The organism is Pseudomonas capeferrum, from assembly GCF_013523055.1.
GTDB classification, from domain to species: Bacteria; Pseudomonadota; Gammaproteobacteria; order Pseudomonadales; family Pseudomonadaceae; genus Aquipseudomonas; species Aquipseudomonas capeferrum_A.
This window is the reverse complement of record NZ_JAAMQM010000015.1, coordinates 12,262-25,707: the sequence shown is the minus strand read 5'-3', so window position 1 is coordinate 25,707 and position 13,446 is coordinate 12,262. Positions and strand designations below refer to the sequence as shown.

Here is a 13,446-nt window from a genome sequence, read left to right as displayed (position 1 = left end):
ATCAGTGGACGGGGCCTGGGGCTTGTTGTTTGTAGATCTTCTGCAACCTGGCCTCGGCAAGCTTCGCGATCTCAGGCTGCGCACGGAGGCGGATGGTATCCAGGGCCAACATGGCGCTGATGTCGCCAGTGATCGACGTGAAGGTAGCATCTGGTGAGCAGCCATCGTCCAGAACGGATTCTGCTTCTGCAGACGCCACGACGAACGTCGGTACCGATTCCACCTTGAAGGCCTTGAACAGATTGGGGTTGATCTCCCACGGCACACCGGCCTTGTTCACCTCCAGCGCAGCCTGTTTGGTCTGCATCTGGGAGCCGTTTTTAAACCCTCTCACGACCATGACGGCACCGGTTTCACGCGCCTGTTGCGCCAGCCGCTCAAGCGTATCTTTCGGCATTGAGAACGACACGAAGATGATGAAGTCGTTCGCGCCATGGCTAACCTTCTTCCCGTCCTTGGCCGCGTTGAATCGGGCAATCACGTCGTCGAGCGATTCAGTCTTGGTGGGTGCTGGGGCGTCAATGACCGGTACCGTGGCCTTGAACGTGCCCGGCTTCACCGGATCAATCTTCCCGTTCAGAGCGGCACTTCGAGATGCCGCCTGCTCCTGCATGATCTTCTGGATAGCTTCGTTGGAAGGAATTTCCAGCTGCTGGGACACGGCAGGCACGGCGATGAAGCTAGTTACTAAGAGTAGCGCCGCCGCAGCAGTCGCGTTTACGGAAAATGCCATAGCCAAAGTCCTTGTAACCTGGGAGAGGGAACTCAGTGTTCGATTCGGTCAGAATGGTCGACCGCCCGATTGGAGAGCAGCACTTGCCTGCGATTTTTGCGGTCTCAGGCTTGGGGTAGAGGCGAGTCAGCTTGTACTGCCGCTTGTCCATGATGATCTGCGGGTAGTAGCCGCACATGGCGTCACCCCCCATTGCCGCCCACTGGGTACCAGCGGCATGCAGTTTTGCGAGGATTCGCGTGGTTTGCAGCCGGGCGGTTTGCTCCATGCTCAGGTGCGCCTCGTTTCGGCCGGTCAGCGGGTACATGTGACCGTACGAGCCGGCGGCCCAGAAGATCGTGGACAGTGGAAAGCCCGCGGCGGCGGCAACGGCATCGGCGGACATGGCCCCAATCGCCAGCATGCTTCCGAACGGGAATGCGTATGGCGTCAGGATGCCGGCGAGCTCGTCGTCGTTGTGGGTGGGGTCTGCAAAAGACATCCAGGGGACGTCGATACCGCGGTTGTCCATGCAGGTATCGTCCAGGATGGCGCCCATCACATACATGGCCGGGTTGATGTAGAAGTTGACCTGCATGAACGAGTCGCGTGTGCTCCCGATGCCGCTGCTCTGATCGTCAGAGATGTAGCCGAAGGCGTCTGCGTTCACGCCTACGTTGACTTTCACCCCACCAAGCAAGGGGAAGCATCCAGGCACCGTGGTAACGTCGGTCATCATGTCGAACTCCCAGAACGATGTGGGAATGCCGACCTTGGGCGGGTTGTCGCACGTGCAGAATGCGCTTTTGTTCCCACTGTCGAAGTCCTCCTGGCCATCGGAGATGAGCTCCGTTGAACCGAAAAGCTTGATCGGGAACATGCAGGACCAGCAGACATCCGAAATCAGGTTCGGGAATTTACCGGTGCACACGCCTTCATCGGCAGAGCTGACCGGACTGAGCAGGGCCGTTGCCACAAAGCCCAGGGCCATAAGCAGTTTCTTCATAGCTTCAACTCCTCGATCTGGAGTTCCCTGCCCTTTTGGGTCAGGACCGCGGGAACGCGCTCGATCCCGAACTTCTTCGTGAGGATCCCCATCTGGTCGAAGTAGACCGGGCGACCCCACTCCCGGTTGAGCTTCAGGAACGAACCCGCGACCAATATCACTTTGTCCCGGGGATGCTCATCGGTGCGCTTCTTGGCGTACTGCAGCTGCTTCGGATCGCGAGCGTCGATGAAGATGATCGCTTTGCTGAGGGTGATGTGGTCCAGCGGGTTGATGCGAGTGCCCGCCGGCACCAGGATGTTGCCCAGATGATCTTTGACGGTCTCAGGGTACGTGTAGGTCGGGTCGTACATCCTGATCTGTGGCTCAACGACGGGCCCAATGCCGGGTACCGGCTTGGGGTTTTCTGCTCCGGCCAACTGCTTGTCGCGGTAGTCGTTCCAGAACTTGTCGAGTTCGCCTTTCTTGTCCATCGCTTTCAATCGACCTTGGATCATGTCGATTGCATCCTGCTCCTGGATCTCCCAGGTGTTTCCGTACTTGCCGAGATCTTCGGCATGAACAGTGGATGACGTGAGGTAGAGGGCGGTAAGGAAAGCGGATGCGCATAAGCGGCGTAGCTTCATCACAACTCCAATGAGAATGCCCAGCCCGGGGCTCATGATGATCAGGTGATCAGAAACCAACGTGGCCATCGAAATGGCCACGTGGAGAAAACTGTCGGAGGGGGATCAGGAACCGCCGTTGAGGAAGTTATCCAGGCGCTCAAGTGGTACCAGCCCCGGCAGCTTTCGGCCGTCTTCGCTCACCATGGCTGGGGTGCCTTGGAAGCCGATGCTTTCAGCCAGGGCGATGTTGCGCTCGATTGGGTTGTCGCATTTCTTCGCCGGAGGCTGGGTGCCATGCGCCAGTGCTTCCCATGCTGCAGCCCGGCCCGATTCAGGCAAACACCAAACCGATTCTGCTTTGGCGCGAGCCTGCGGGTGCAGTGAGTCAAGCGGATACATGAAGGTGTAGATCGTGACGTTGTCGAGCTTGGCCAGGACGTCCGATTCCAGGGTTTTGCAGAACGGGCAGTCAGGGTCAGAGAACAGGTAGAGCTTGCGGGCGCCGTTGCCCTTCACGCGAGTGATCGCATCGGCCAGAGGAAACTTCGATACGTCGATTTTCTCAGCGGCAGCTCGCTTAGGTGCCGTCAGGTCCTTGCGGGTCTGCATGTCGTAGACGCTGCCGAACAACAGGTAGCGACCTGAAGCGTCGGTATAGGCAATGTTCTTGCCCATGGTGATTTCGTAGAGGCCATCAATCGGCGCCCGCTCCACGTTGGTGAAGTTGGTGGAGGGGTATTTGCCCTTGAGCGTGTTGAGCACGGTCATGATCTCGATGTCAGCAGCTGGCGCCGCTGCCGCAGCAGCTGGAGCGATGGCTGCTGCAGGGGCCTGAGCCACCTCTGGTGCAGGAGACTCGGCCTGGGCGAATGCAGCCAGCGAGCAACTGGCGAGAGCGATAGCGACAACGAGCTTTTTCATCGGTTACCTCAGATTTAGAAATGGCATCGGTAGAATTATGTGTACGTGTGATCATATACTAGCAATACCGACAACGCGTGACTATACGCAGCGAGTATTAAAAGAGAGTTATGGATACCGCAAAGCCGCCATCTCACCCGTTGCAGCAACTGCAGCACGCCTATCACGCCATCAACGAGCGTTTCTTTTCCGGGGCATTGCCTGGCTGTGAAATCGGATTTTCGACACGCCATGGATCTGAAGGCCATTACCGGCCTGGCGCTCTTCCGAGCGGGGAGCTCTGCCCGGCCCTGGACCAAATCGCCATCGGGGCGCACCTTTCGAGCAGCAAGATGATCGAATCGCTGGCGCATCAGGCCTGTCATCAGTACCGCCAGCACTCCGGACCGCCCCCGCGGCGGTCCTACCACGACCAGGTCTGGGCCGAGAAAATGGTCGAGATCGGTCTGCAACCGTCCAGTACCGGTATGCCTGGTGGCCGAGTGACTGGGCAGAAGGTGTCGCACTACCTTCTCGAAGGCGGGGGCCTGAGTCTCCTCATCCGCGAGCTTCACGATCAAGGGCTGAATATCAATCTGGCGGGTGCGGCCGGGCCTGCTGGTGCTGGCCTCCGAAGCGCGAACAAAAAAGCCTGGGCCAGAACGAAATACACATGTGCTGGCTGCAACAAATCTGTGCTCGGCGGCGACCAGTTCAACCTGGTGTGCGGTGATTGCCAGCTGCCGCTAACGGCTGAGGTATCTACTGCGGGAGCGATCGAGCGCGAAGGCGCCGAGATGTCGACGTCGGGTGCAATACTGCATTCGTCAGCCAGAACTCTGGTGCAGCCGGCGGCATAAAAAATCCCTCGAACCAATGGTCCGAGGGATGGTGAAGCAGTTATGCAGAGCTGGTTCGCTCGCAAGAATCCAAACGGCTCATGTCCGGCCTGCATTCTCCATTACGTTGCTTTCCGGGATAGGAATCCCGTAGTGGTCGGCATCGTGGTACACCGATGAGTTCGGATTGAGGAATGACAGATCCTCAACGACCCAACGTCCTCCATTGCTACCTCCTACGAGGAAACAGCATGTGGTGCCAGCAGGTACGTCAATTTGGTAAGCGCTTCGGCCCACCTTCAGCTCGATTGTGGCGGCGATGACGGTCTTGCCCAGTTTTGCGACAGGGGTGCGGGTGCTCATGTGTATCTCCTGAAAGGCGTTTATTGCTGGCAGATCAATAAGTGAACAGGTCACCCGCAGATCCATTGCCGTTGTTGAACTTCGTGTCACGAGGCACTTCGAACCAGCTGTAACCGTCCCAGACCTCCAGCGTTTCGCCAGACACACGTGCATCGAAGTAGCGCCCGCCCAGCTTCGGGTGGTAGGCGTAGATGCCCGCCCCTTTCATCAGGTGATCTTCAATTTTCTTCCTTGCTATAACTGCGGTGAGAGTGGCCATCGCCTGCTCCATTCATGTGAGGTGTGCCGAGGCACTTGAGTCGCCATCTGGCGTTGAACTTGCCTTTGGGGATGTCCCTCATGGGCCTATAAATCCACATGAAAAACCCGGCGCGTGGCCGGGTTGGATGGAGCGTTTCTAAGCTTGCAGCTGGTAGCTACCAGTTACCTTGGTACCGCGCATGGCGCTGTAGTAATTGACGCGTTCGATGAAGGGGATGGCCTTCAACGCGGTTGAACTGAAGCCATGCGCTGAGCGGATGGTCTCAATGGTGCCTCCTGTTGAAAGCTCCCAGAGGAAAATGGTGCCACCATTGGCATGCACCGCTGCTTTACGGGTGATCTGCGCGTCTTTCATCAGTCGCGAGGCTTCGATGATGGGATGCATACCGCCACCCTTCACTTAGCTTTGGTGTTGGCGACGAACGATTCGAGTTCCTTAACGGTCGAGCCGAAATTTACTTTCTCGCAGAGCCCTTCGATCTCTTGGATGGACAGAGGGGTGAGCTGTCCGGAATTGCTTGCGATATCAAGCAAGCCCGGAGTTGCTGACTCGCCGCTTCGAAGGAACTCCTGATAGTGGCGAAGTGAGGCGAGGATCGTACCTTGTTCACGGTCATCGACCAGAACTGCAGTTTGAGTTGCTTGGATTTGCTTGGACATGCTGAATCTCCTGAATGAAACAGGTCTTGCGATGACCTGGTCCCAGGAGATGGTGAGCATCGAGCAATAAAGCTGGGCTCGGTTTGAGGTAGGGGTGCTGATGCGAGTGTGCGAGCTCTGCTCCGGTGATAGGCCGACAGGACAGAGCTCAGCTCCAATGTGTGCTGGTTTCTCTACTTTGGTTGGTCAGCCATGGTTGTACACTTGGTGCGGTAGCCATGCGGAGTTTTTTTGTTGAATCCGATAAATCCTCAGGAATTCGGCCCTGCTCGCGCACACTCCGAGGCAGAGCCTGATACCTCAAACCGCAGGTTCAATATCATCGATCATGAAGTCTAGTTCAGACCGCAAATAATCAAAGCGAGCATTAGCGACTACATCTGGATATTTGGAATCCATGAATGGGGAAACCATCCACCCTTTATGCTCGCTTTTTGATCGCTCTTCAAAAAACTCCGTCAAGCCAACCTGACTAATGACCTGAATTGCGATCTCATACTCCTCAATCGACATGATTGTGTATGGGTACTGATCTACCATGCTCTTTTCAAGACCAGCCTTGTCTAGGAGATTAAGAATAGCGTCTTCAAGTTTCTGGAAGATGGATGGGCCAAAGAGATACCAGTTTGAGAGAGTCAATACAACCGGGTAGAGTTTCCGACCCTCTGGCTTCCATGGCGTATACTCACTAACTACATCCGCCAAATTCTTGTAGTTCTGAACGACGAATTTTGCCAGATGATTAACCTCTTTCTCTAGAGCGCCCTCCTCTAGCTGGTAACGAGCTGGAAGTCCAAGGCGCTTCGATTTACACTCAATAAGCATAGCCGCCGATCCATCGTACACATACCAGTCCACCCCATCCTTCTTAGTCTTTTTAACGAAATACTCCTCTCCCGCTCGAATTGATAGATTGCCCGTTGTTATAAGCTCAGCACTTATTTCACCAACATATCGTTCAACCGCCGCCCCGTATGGATTCTCAAACCCCTCAATTCTTCCCAAGTCAAAAAATAAGCCTTCCGACACTCTCGACAAGATAAAATGAGGAACCGGGCAAATTACAATATTAGGGGCCTCTGGAAAAACACGAACCAAAGGTGTACTTTGCAAAGGGTTGATAGTGTACGACCAGTTCTCATTGTATTCTTGAACTGACTTGGTCCGCTCTCGGAGGGGCTGAAAATCCATCACAATCAAGTTGAAAAATGAATCCCGTTGCTGATCAGAAACTCCGAGCTGTGTAAAATCAGTATTCAGATCATATGAATTTTTTGAGATGAACGCACCGGCTGTCGCCATACCTAGGAGATAGAATTTCTTGATAGTGAGGCCAGTCTCCTTCTCCAAAAGGGCTTCAACCTCAGGCGCTCTGTAAATCCTAAAGTATCGAGCAAGCCGCAATTCGACAGTGTGGGCCTGCCAGGGGAACTGTTGCTGAATGATCCGATGCACTTCTTGGAAGATCATCTTTTCAAGGCGGCCGTGCACCTGTTGATCTTGCAGCTTCCTGACTTTCTCGATGGCGGAAACAAAATCTCTTAAGTCAAAAAGGTTTTTTGTAGCACCCACTCCAGAGTTCAAGATCACCTCACGCGCAAGGATATCGAGCTCCCAAGGAAATACTACACCCTTTATAGAACACTTGCCCTTTGGATGAATGCGTGAAAAGTGCAGAGGAATAGATTCCCCATATTGGATATTCTGAAAAAACCGACATATTTGTAGAAGGGCTGCAGTACGGTCAAGCTTGGCAACAAAATTACGAAGTGGCTTGTAATGGTGATACATCAGTCTTCCCTGATTATTTGACGTCAGAAAAAAGCGTAGAAACTAAGCACGATATTGCGTAGTACTTTACACTATCCCTCGGCGCTGGGCACTGCCACTATCTTGCTTGTCGAGACGACTACCGAGGCTGATTCGGATAACCTTTGTCCATGGCAGCGAAGCTTGAAATCCAACTCATCGGCCGATTTTGGCGACCTGATGTCTCTGTTTGTGAGACTCACAACTGATGGCAGGGAGGTAGCAATGGTGATGGCCTGCATAGAAGCCGAAAATGGACGTGGCCAACAAGCTTATGTCGATTACAGCACTTCGTATTCTGCACCAGGGACAACTGCAGCCTACAGAGTACCTCGACCCGTTCGAGCCATTGATCGGGCGTGGCTATTATCCCCCACCCCTCGTTGTCCTCGGTACCTCCCGCGGATTAGCCACTAGGGGAATTCAGGTGGCTGATAAGCGAAAGATCAGGAACTCATGATTATCGCCTGCATGCCAGGCTCTCGCGATCGAGGAGGCCGAGTACTGGAAGCAGTTCAGCCGGCCAGCATAGGGTGAATCTGGCTGGACCGAGGATGTTTTGAACCGATCAAAATCATAGCCCGCACGGTTGGAGGCTTGGCTCGGTTGATAGGCTGCATGCTGAGCTCGTTATCTTCCCGGCGCTGCTGCTGTTCGTGTGAGAGTATGGTGGCCATCGTTGTCCCTATTGGGTTAAGGCAGAAGTCGCGCCTGGAACGCGTACCTATACGCCTCGTGCTTCTGAATGCATGGGTTGCCTTTGCCCATTCCGATACTGTGAGTATTTATAGTGCTGATTAGAGGGTTTTAAAGCAGTGTATAAGGATGCCTAATCCTCTAGAAGCGGCTAATTTCCGCCATTTTAGGGGGCGCAAGCGATGGTCTGAAGAATTTTATAGATCCATGTTGCATCGCCAGCGGAATCGGTGTCTAATAGGGCCCATGCAGGCGATCAAGCCTCAACCTACCCAATCTCCTGAAAGGCTGGGAAAATCAACCGAAAGGTTGAACTTGCGACCACAAGGCCCGCTACTTCGTAGTGGGCCTTGTGGTTTCTGGCGTTCGTGAATCATGCGCGTTTCTTACGCAGTGCATGGGTTCGCTAAACAAGAGTCCGCAGAGGGCGGAGGTGATCACGCCTCTACCCAACTACAGATCACTCCCCTTGTTCTGTGCCTTTGGTGGACTGCCGCCACAGTTTCCAGGACTCATAAAGCCGCTCGGCGGATACGGGCTGTGCAAAGCCCATCCATTCCGCCACCAGGGCCGGCGTTTCACCTCTTTCGAACAACTCAGCCGCAAAGGTATTACGTAGGGTCTGCGGGCTAGCTCGATGCTCAGGATCGCGAATGGCCTTCACCCCGGATTCGACGATCACGGCCTCGGTGATGCGGTTCACCGTCGACGGGTTGATCGAGGTGATTTTGCGACCGTTCTTGACCACCGGCGTGATGTCGCTCGGGAACACCAGGTCGCCCTCGGTACCGGCCTGATGGCGGATGTGCAACCAGGTGGCCAGCGCCCGGGCGGCGTAGTCAAACGGCTTGGTCCGGTGCTCGAACTTCGAATCCGCATAGGAAATGATGATCCATGGGGCGGCTTGCGGGGTGATGCAATTAACAGTCAGGCCGACGATGTCCTGCACCTTGAGCCCAGCCCCCACACACAGACCCACCATCGCCCGATCGCGGGCTTCGCGCCAGCGCCCCCGCTCGTTCTGCGCCGTCAGCGGCGCCACCAGGTGATTGGCCAGCAGCTCGGCTTCCTGGGGCCGCAGAAAGCTCGTAGGCAGGTTGCCGTCGACATCCTTCCATTTGACCCCTTCAGCCCTCAACGCCTGCGCCGCCGGGTTGAGGAAGCCTGGCTCTTCCTTTTCCTTGAACAGGTCGGCCAACACCCGTTGTATGAGTTTGCGGTACCGGTCGCGCTGCGGCCTATTGTTCACTCGCTTTTCGTTCTTCTCGATCTCAGGGGTTAGGCTATCGAGGAAGTCTGAAATATCGCTTGCATCCACTTCGTCTAATTTAATGCTCTTTTGCTCAATCCAGTCGACAAACCGGCCCCACTGTGCACGGTAGACCTCTGCAGATGACACTCGAATCCGGACTGAGGTGCCCCGCCCCGCCTGCTGGCTGATCCAGTGGTCGAATGTCTCCTTGGGCCGTTCATTCCAAGAAGGACTATCAGGTTTGAAGAGGTCTTCAGTAGCGCTCATGGGCGACTCCGGAGGTACAGGATGGACGGGAGCTAGGTCGGCCTGCTCTGACTGTTAATTGCATGTCGATGAAGTGTAGTGGAGAACATTTGTACTCGCCTGGTTTTTTCACTGACAGAATGGGGTGTGCCTGGCGCCGGCACTGCGGGCCGAGAGGGACCGGCGGCTTCAAGAGCACAGAACAAGGGAGGGGGTATTCGTGCGTGTGTGGCATCCCTGAGGGCAAGTTCAACTACTTTCAGGAGTTCGCCATGAACAACGTATCGCTCATCAGCTTCATCAACCTGCTGCACAGCGCCTCCCACGTGCAGCTGACGCTGCCCGGGCTTACCACGCGCTGCACTGCGGAGGTCGAGCAAACGGATTCCACCATCACCCTGCTTCGCCTGTTGTGGTCGAGCAACTGCGAGACGCTGATCACTGCTGAGGCACTGTCGGCTGGTCACTGGGTCGACGACACGTTCCACTGCCTGGATATTCACGGCCGCGAGGTGACGCTGCAATTACTGCAGACGACAACAATCAAACCCGACTGCAGCACGCCGAACGAGCTCGATGCCTTGCTCCGTGAACTGTTGCTGGAAGCTAATCGCCGCCGGCACTTGCCAACCAAGCCCATGCAAAATGCCCTGCAGGTAGCTGTCTGGGAAGGTTCGAAGTCAGTCCGACGGTTGCTGTTCCCGCAGATGCTTGCAACGCTGAACACCGTCCAGGAAACACTCAACAAAGCCGCGCAACTCGGCGTATGGGACTGGGCCTCGATGCCGCAACTGCGTGACCAGGTCACGGCTGCGCTCGCGGCTGATTACGGTACCGAGGTCACCTGGAGTCCGGATTGCGTCTACGACCACCTGGACAGCGGTGAGATCCTCGATTTCTTCGCGGATCTTCGCAAACGCACCGACACTCTGGATGAAGAATCCGAGCTGGTATGGCGAGTCTTGGTCATGGCGGTCAACCTTCTGGAGAAAAAGCAGCTCCACGAGTTGCTCCAGGGCCTGCGTCAACGACTGGAAGACACGAACGACGACATGCGCGAGCTCTGCTCTCTGCCTGTCGCTGATTTGCTGCGACTGATCGCAGACCCTGAGGCTGATGCCGAGGGGGTATAACGCTCTACCCGCCCCGACCTTGTGTCGGGGCTTTTCTTTGGGCAAAAGAAAACCGCCAGTCCGAAGACCAGCGGCGGATGGAGCGTTTGTGTGGGCTATGCCGATTTCAGCACATAGCGCTTCTGCGGAATGAGCACTGTTTCTTCGACGACGTTTAGGCTCAGCATGTCGATGAAGGTTGAGCGGATATTGTCACAAGCATTGTCAAATGCCTCGACGACCTCCACGCGGTTCGCGAGTTGGTCCAGAGACCATTCGTTGAAGTCTTCATCCTGGTCCAACGCCTGGCCAGAGACACGAAGCGTTTTGGGTGGATGCTGGAAGTTTAAACGACCTGCATGACCTTCGGCGCCACAGCGACCGCAGCGGTTGTCACCTTCGGAACAGCCTTGGTAATTGCGTTGAGAGCAGCTTCGGCAGTAGGACTGATAGCCGGTGGACTCCCAGTGGCTCTTCATGAGCACCAGATACCCGCTCGAACGTCCATTACTGCTGATGGTGAACTCGCCATTCATTTCCACGACGAAGTCCTCGATCACCAGAGACAAGTCATCCCAGTAGTCGACATTGAGCAGCTCAAAGGCCTTCTCTGTCTGCTCCCGATCCAGGCCAAGGGCATGAATCTTCACGCAGTGAGCGTAACTGGTGACGCGGTTCCAAGAGTTCATTGTGTCATAGCGATAATGACCAGCCAGGAAGCTGATCATCGCTTGACGATCGGTGCGGTCCACTGCGGCTTTTTGAAAATGTTGCATTGGAAAATCTCCTGTTGGCTGTATAACCGGAGATGTGCAACACAGAGCGGTAAATCCGGGCAATGGCGCGATCGGGGATCATAGGCCTGGGGCCGGCCCGGGCAGATCGAGTGCTGCAACGGCGAGTTGGCCCGCTGGGTTAGCCCACCCGCCTGGCAACGGTCTGGGCATCACCAAAACTGCGTGATAGGCCGGGTCTCAAAATTGTCGATGGCTTCCTTGTGCTGCTGGTAATGCTGCTCGTAAATCTTGATGTTGAGGCGGCAGAACTCTTCCAGCTCAGGCTCGGGTAACCGCGGCGAGAATAGAATCACTGGCCGCTGGTCCTGATCTGCGAACTGCAGGGTGCCGTCAGGGAACATCACCTGAGGTATCCCGCCCAATAGCATCTCAACTTTGGTAATGAACGGGGTGATCTTGGACTGCTCGGGCGCGAAAATGTGCATCACTTGATCGGTCATAGCGGTTATCTCCTAGGTCAATGGAACAGGGATGCGATTAGGTCCTCTGGTCCCTACATCACACCAGCTTCAGATGGGGTCTTTTAGGGTCGCCTATACGGACCTGCAGCGCCGGCTGCATGTGCATTACGTCAAAACCCATGGACTTGAACCACACAGGGTTCATCAACGTGCGTTTCTCGGTGGGGAGTTCGAAAAAACCGTTGTCCTCGGACCAGAATCGGCCGCTCACTGGATGAACCAGGTCAAGCTCACAGGTGCCGTCGGGATAGGCGCACACCACAAGCTCCCAGGACGGATCAGGGGGGATTGGCCATTGGTAGCCCGCCGGCCCCAGGCGCTTCCGAATTCCGCCGTCACAGCGGCCGGACAACCCATATACGAATGCACGGACATGCCACATCAAGACCGGGCGGTTTCGCTCAGTCCACCCTGCACATGCATGCCTGAATGCCTGGCGAACCAAAGGCCTTGGTAGGCCCCACTGAAAGCACGCAAGGCCCTTCTGATACATATCTTCGAAGTCGAGGTTGGGATAGCCTGCGTCGTCCGCTGCACGCTCCAAATAGTTCATGCTTCGCGCACCTCCGGGCGATGTGCAGACCATCCGAGACGGTACTCGTCCACCCTGGCCAGCGCGTCTGCTGCCGAGCGCTCGACTAGGGTTTGCGTTTCCCCATCGGTGTACAGGCAGCCCGTGGTATCCATCACGAGCGCAGCGCCGGCAAGGTCGATTGCCAGGATGTGGGTGTAGTTTTGGTGGCCTGCCAGGCTATTTTCACTTTGAGTAAGATCTCGACTGATCGGCCCTTTGGCGACCCCGCGGTATGGCTCTGGAACTGTCTCGGGCCATCCGTCGCAAAAGAATGACTCGACGAATTCCAGCAGGCCGATTCCGAGCTCGGCAGCGAAGCGTTTGATGCCCTCGATCGATGATCCATCCCACGACCATTCTTCAATCAAATTCCGATTGCACATGCTGGGTCCCTCCCTAAGGCTCCGGCACCATTGTGTGTGCACCAATTGAACCATGCATTCTAAATAATATCGATACTTAACACGTAAACATAAGTCGATTAGAGATAACTGTGGCCTGCAGTGAAGCACGCTCATCCTGCGGGCGAAAAAAAACCCGGCAAATGCCGGGCTATGGGGTTACCTGCTCACGCTTGCGGCGTCAGCAGTAGCTCAAGGTGTTGACGATCACTTGCGACCATCGAATCGACGCCCCGCAAAATAGCAGCAGAGAGCGCCTTTCCAGCGATTTGCTGCGAGTTTGCGTTACCGTTGAGCTGCTCTTGAGAGCAGCACTCAGAGGCCTGGAGAATTGACCGGAGATTGCCTAAGGAGAGCCGACCGACTATGGCATCCAACACGATGGCAACAGGAGAGCCACACACCTGAGTCGCTTTAGCTACAGCGCTCGCTGTGTAAGGTGCAGGATCAACGGTGAGGCCCTGGGCAGCGGCCAAAATCTCATTCAACTGATCAGTGACCAGGTGCAAGAGCTCGTTGTAGCTATCCCCATCGGGAGGCAATTCCTTGTCGTTGAGGTCTCGGGCATGCGCGTTGACGGCGCTGAGAAGCTTGACCACAGCTTGCAGGGAGATTTTTGGATCGTTCAGGCTCATGAGAGGCACCAGGTAGTTGGTTGTTTAACTGACCTCAGGAGATGCTGCACACAGCCCTACAAACCCCTTTCTACATGCCTGTGGGACATCTCCTTGCATCATGAAAAGCCTTTC

Annotated in this window: 17 protein-coding genes; 2 read left to right on the top strand and 15 right to left on the bottom strand. The window is 55.5% G+C overall.

The features are described 5' to 3' along the window. Position 1: 1 nt before the first annotated feature. From trbC to G7009_RS17405, 4 genes are read right to left on the bottom strand one after another with little or no spacing between them, the layout of a single operon-like run. Complete coding sequence (gene trbC, locus G7009_RS17420) at positions 2–733, bottom strand: type-F conjugative transfer system pilin assembly protein TrbC (RefSeq protein WP_258197967.1); 732 nt, start codon at positions 731–733, stop codon at positions 2–4. Continuing rightward, the gene (locus G7009_RS17415; protein WP_060515480.1) at positions 681–1,718 is read right to left on the bottom strand and encodes a TraU family protein; all 1,038 of its coding nucleotides are present in this window, start codon (positions 1,716–1,718) and stop codon (positions 681–683) included. Before G7009_RS17415 ends, trbC begins: the two co-directional genes overlap by 53 nt. Then, positions 1,715–2,413: a type-F conjugative transfer system protein TraW gene (gene traW / locus G7009_RS17410; protein ID WP_082425845.1), complete on the bottom strand. Its 699-nt coding sequence runs from the start codon at positions 2,411–2,413 to the stop codon at positions 1,715–1,717. Before traW ends, G7009_RS17415 begins: the two co-directional genes overlap by 4 nt. A 36-nt stretch (positions 2,414–2,449) precedes the next feature. Then, on the bottom strand, positions 2,450–3,247 hold the full coding sequence (locus tag G7009_RS17405; RefSeq protein WP_181131287.1) for a DsbC family protein: 798 nt from the start codon (positions 3,245–3,247) through the stop codon (positions 2,450–2,452). Between the two features lie 110 nt (positions 3,248–3,357). On the opposite strand from G7009_RS17405, the gene G7009_RS17400 reads away from it, so the two are divergent. After that, the gene (locus G7009_RS17400) at positions 3,358–4,086 is read left to right on the top strand and encodes a hypothetical protein (protein WP_181131286.1); all 729 of its coding nucleotides are present in this window, start codon (positions 3,358–3,360) and stop codon (positions 4,084–4,086) included. Between the two features lie 78 nt (positions 4,087–4,164). Here the strand turns inward: G7009_RS17400 and G7009_RS17395 are convergent, their stop codons facing one another. The 6 genes from G7009_RS17395 to G7009_RS17370 all read right to left on the bottom strand — a co-directional run bounded on the left by G7009_RS17395 (position 4,165) and on the right by G7009_RS17370 (position 9,373). Further along, entirely contained in the window at positions 4,165–4,428 is a 264-nt protein-coding gene (locus G7009_RS17395; protein ID WP_060515477.1) for a hypothetical protein, read from the bottom strand. 34 nt (positions 4,429–4,462) lie between these two features. Beyond that, the gene (locus tag G7009_RS27795) at positions 4,463–4,687 is read right to left on the bottom strand and encodes a hypothetical protein (RefSeq protein WP_060515476.1); all 225 of its coding nucleotides are present in this window, start codon (positions 4,685–4,687) and stop codon (positions 4,463–4,465) included. Positions 4,688–4,825: 138 nt separating this feature from the next. Further along, positions 4,826–5,074 carry a hypothetical protein gene (locus G7009_RS17385; protein ID WP_060515501.1) on the bottom strand — a complete coding sequence of 83 codons (249 nt, stop codon included), beginning with the start codon at positions 5,072–5,074 and terminating at the stop codon, positions 4,826–4,828. A gap of 11 nt (positions 5,075–5,085) precedes the next feature. Continuing rightward, the gene (locus G7009_RS17380; RefSeq protein WP_181131285.1) at positions 5,086–5,349 is read right to left on the bottom strand and encodes a hypothetical protein; all 264 of its coding nucleotides are present in this window, start codon (positions 5,347–5,349) and stop codon (positions 5,086–5,088) included. Positions 5,350–5,649: 300 nt separating this feature from the next. Further along, positions 5,650–7,140 (bottom strand): hypothetical protein, encoded by a 1,491-nt coding sequence (locus G7009_RS17375; RefSeq protein ID WP_181131284.1) that lies wholly within the window; start codon positions 7,138–7,140, stop codon positions 5,650–5,652. A gap of 1,174 nt (positions 7,141–8,314) precedes the next feature. Continuing rightward, the gene (locus tag G7009_RS17370; RefSeq protein ID WP_181131283.1) at positions 8,315–9,373 is read right to left on the bottom strand and encodes a tyrosine-type recombinase/integrase; all 1,059 of its coding nucleotides are present in this window, start codon (positions 9,371–9,373) and stop codon (positions 8,315–8,317) included. 251 nt (positions 9,374–9,624) lie between these two features. On the opposite strand from G7009_RS17370, the gene G7009_RS17365 reads away from it, so the two are divergent. Further along, positions 9,625–10,485, top strand: a complete 861-nt coding sequence (locus tag G7009_RS17365; RefSeq protein ID WP_181131282.1) for a hypothetical protein — start codon at positions 9,625–9,627, stop codon at positions 10,483–10,485. Positions 10,486–10,580: 95 nt separating this feature from the next. Here the strand turns inward: G7009_RS17365 and G7009_RS17360 are convergent, their stop codons facing one another. The 5 genes from G7009_RS17360 to G7009_RS17340 all read right to left on the bottom strand — a co-directional run bounded on the left by G7009_RS17360 (position 10,581) and on the right by G7009_RS17340 (position 13,332). Beyond that, complete coding sequence (locus G7009_RS17360) at positions 10,581–11,240, bottom strand: hypothetical protein (RefSeq protein WP_060515471.1); 660 nt, start codon at positions 11,238–11,240, stop codon at positions 10,581–10,583. Between the two features lie 170 nt (positions 11,241–11,410). Beyond that, positions 11,411–11,701, bottom strand: a complete 291-nt coding sequence (locus G7009_RS17355) for a hypothetical protein (protein ID WP_060515470.1) — start codon at positions 11,699–11,701, stop codon at positions 11,411–11,413. Positions 11,702–11,759: 58 nt separating this feature from the next. Next, positions 11,760–12,275: a hypothetical protein gene (locus G7009_RS17350; protein WP_060515469.1), complete on the bottom strand. Its 516-nt coding sequence runs from the start codon at positions 12,273–12,275 to the stop codon at positions 11,760–11,762. After that, positions 12,272–12,679, bottom strand: coding sequence for a hypothetical protein (locus G7009_RS17345; RefSeq protein WP_060515468.1), 408 nt, complete (start codon positions 12,677–12,679; stop codon positions 12,272–12,274). Before G7009_RS17345 ends, G7009_RS17350 begins: the two co-directional genes overlap by 4 nt. Before the next feature lie 185 nt (positions 12,680–12,864). Beyond that, positions 12,865–13,332, bottom strand: coding sequence for a hypothetical protein (locus tag G7009_RS17340; protein WP_060515432.1), 468 nt, complete (start codon positions 13,330–13,332; stop codon positions 12,865–12,867). Positions 13,333–13,446: the final 114 nt, after the last annotated feature.

Coding starts and splice junctions, on each gene's coding strand:
- trbC (WP_258197967.1), bottom strand. CDS start 733: ATGGCATTTTCCGTAAACGCGACTGCTGCGGCGGCGCTACTCTTAGTA.
- G7009_RS17415 (WP_060515480.1), bottom strand. CDS start 1,718: ATGAAGAAACTGCTTATGGCCCTGGGCTTTGTGGCAACGGCCCTGCTC.
- traW (WP_082425845.1), bottom strand. CDS start 2,413: ATGGCCACGTTGGTTTCTGATCACCTGATCATCATGAGCCCCGGGCTG.
- G7009_RS17405 (WP_181131287.1), bottom strand. CDS start 3,247: ATGAAAAAGCTCGTTGTCGCTATCGCTCTCGCCAGTTGCTCGCTGGCT.
- G7009_RS17400 (WP_181131286.1), top strand. CDS start 3,358: ATGGATACCGCAAAGCCGCCATCTCACCCGTTGCAGCAACTGCAGCAC.
- G7009_RS17395 (WP_060515477.1), bottom strand. CDS start 4,428: ATGAGCACCCGCACCCCTGTCGCAAAACTGGGCAAGACCGTCATCGCC.
- G7009_RS27795 (WP_060515476.1), bottom strand. CDS start 4,687: ATGGCCACTCTCACCGCAGTTATAGCAAGGAAGAAAATTGAAGATCAC.
- G7009_RS17385 (WP_060515501.1), bottom strand. CDS start 5,074: ATGCATCCCATCATCGAAGCCTCGCGACTGATGAAAGACGCGCAGATC.
- G7009_RS17380 (WP_181131285.1), bottom strand. CDS start 5,349: ATGTCCAAGCAAATCCAAGCAACTCAAACTGCAGTTCTGGTCGATGAC.
- G7009_RS17375 (WP_181131284.1), bottom strand. CDS start 7,140: ATGTATCACCATTACAAGCCACTTCGTAATTTTGTTGCCAAGCTTGAC.
- G7009_RS17370 (WP_181131283.1), bottom strand. CDS start 9,373: ATGAGCGCTACTGAAGACCTCTTCAAACCTGATAGTCCTTCTTGGAAT.
- G7009_RS17365 (WP_181131282.1), top strand. CDS start 9,625: ATGAACAACGTATCGCTCATCAGCTTCATCAACCTGCTGCACAGCGCC.
- G7009_RS17360 (WP_060515471.1), bottom strand. CDS start 11,240: ATGCAACATTTTCAAAAAGCCGCAGTGGACCGCACCGATCGTCAAGCG.
- G7009_RS17355 (WP_060515470.1), bottom strand. CDS start 11,701: ATGACCGATCAAGTGATGCACATTTTCGCGCCCGAGCAGTCCAAGATC.
- G7009_RS17350 (WP_060515469.1), bottom strand. CDS start 12,275: ATGAACTATTTGGAGCGTGCAGCGGACGACGCAGGCTATCCCAACCTC.
- G7009_RS17345 (WP_060515468.1), bottom strand. CDS start 12,679: ATGTGCAATCGGAATTTGATTGAAGAATGGTCGTGGGATGGATCATCG.
- G7009_RS17340 (WP_060515432.1), bottom strand. CDS start 13,332: ATGAGCCTGAACGATCCAAAAATCTCCCTGCAAGCTGTGGTCAAGCTT.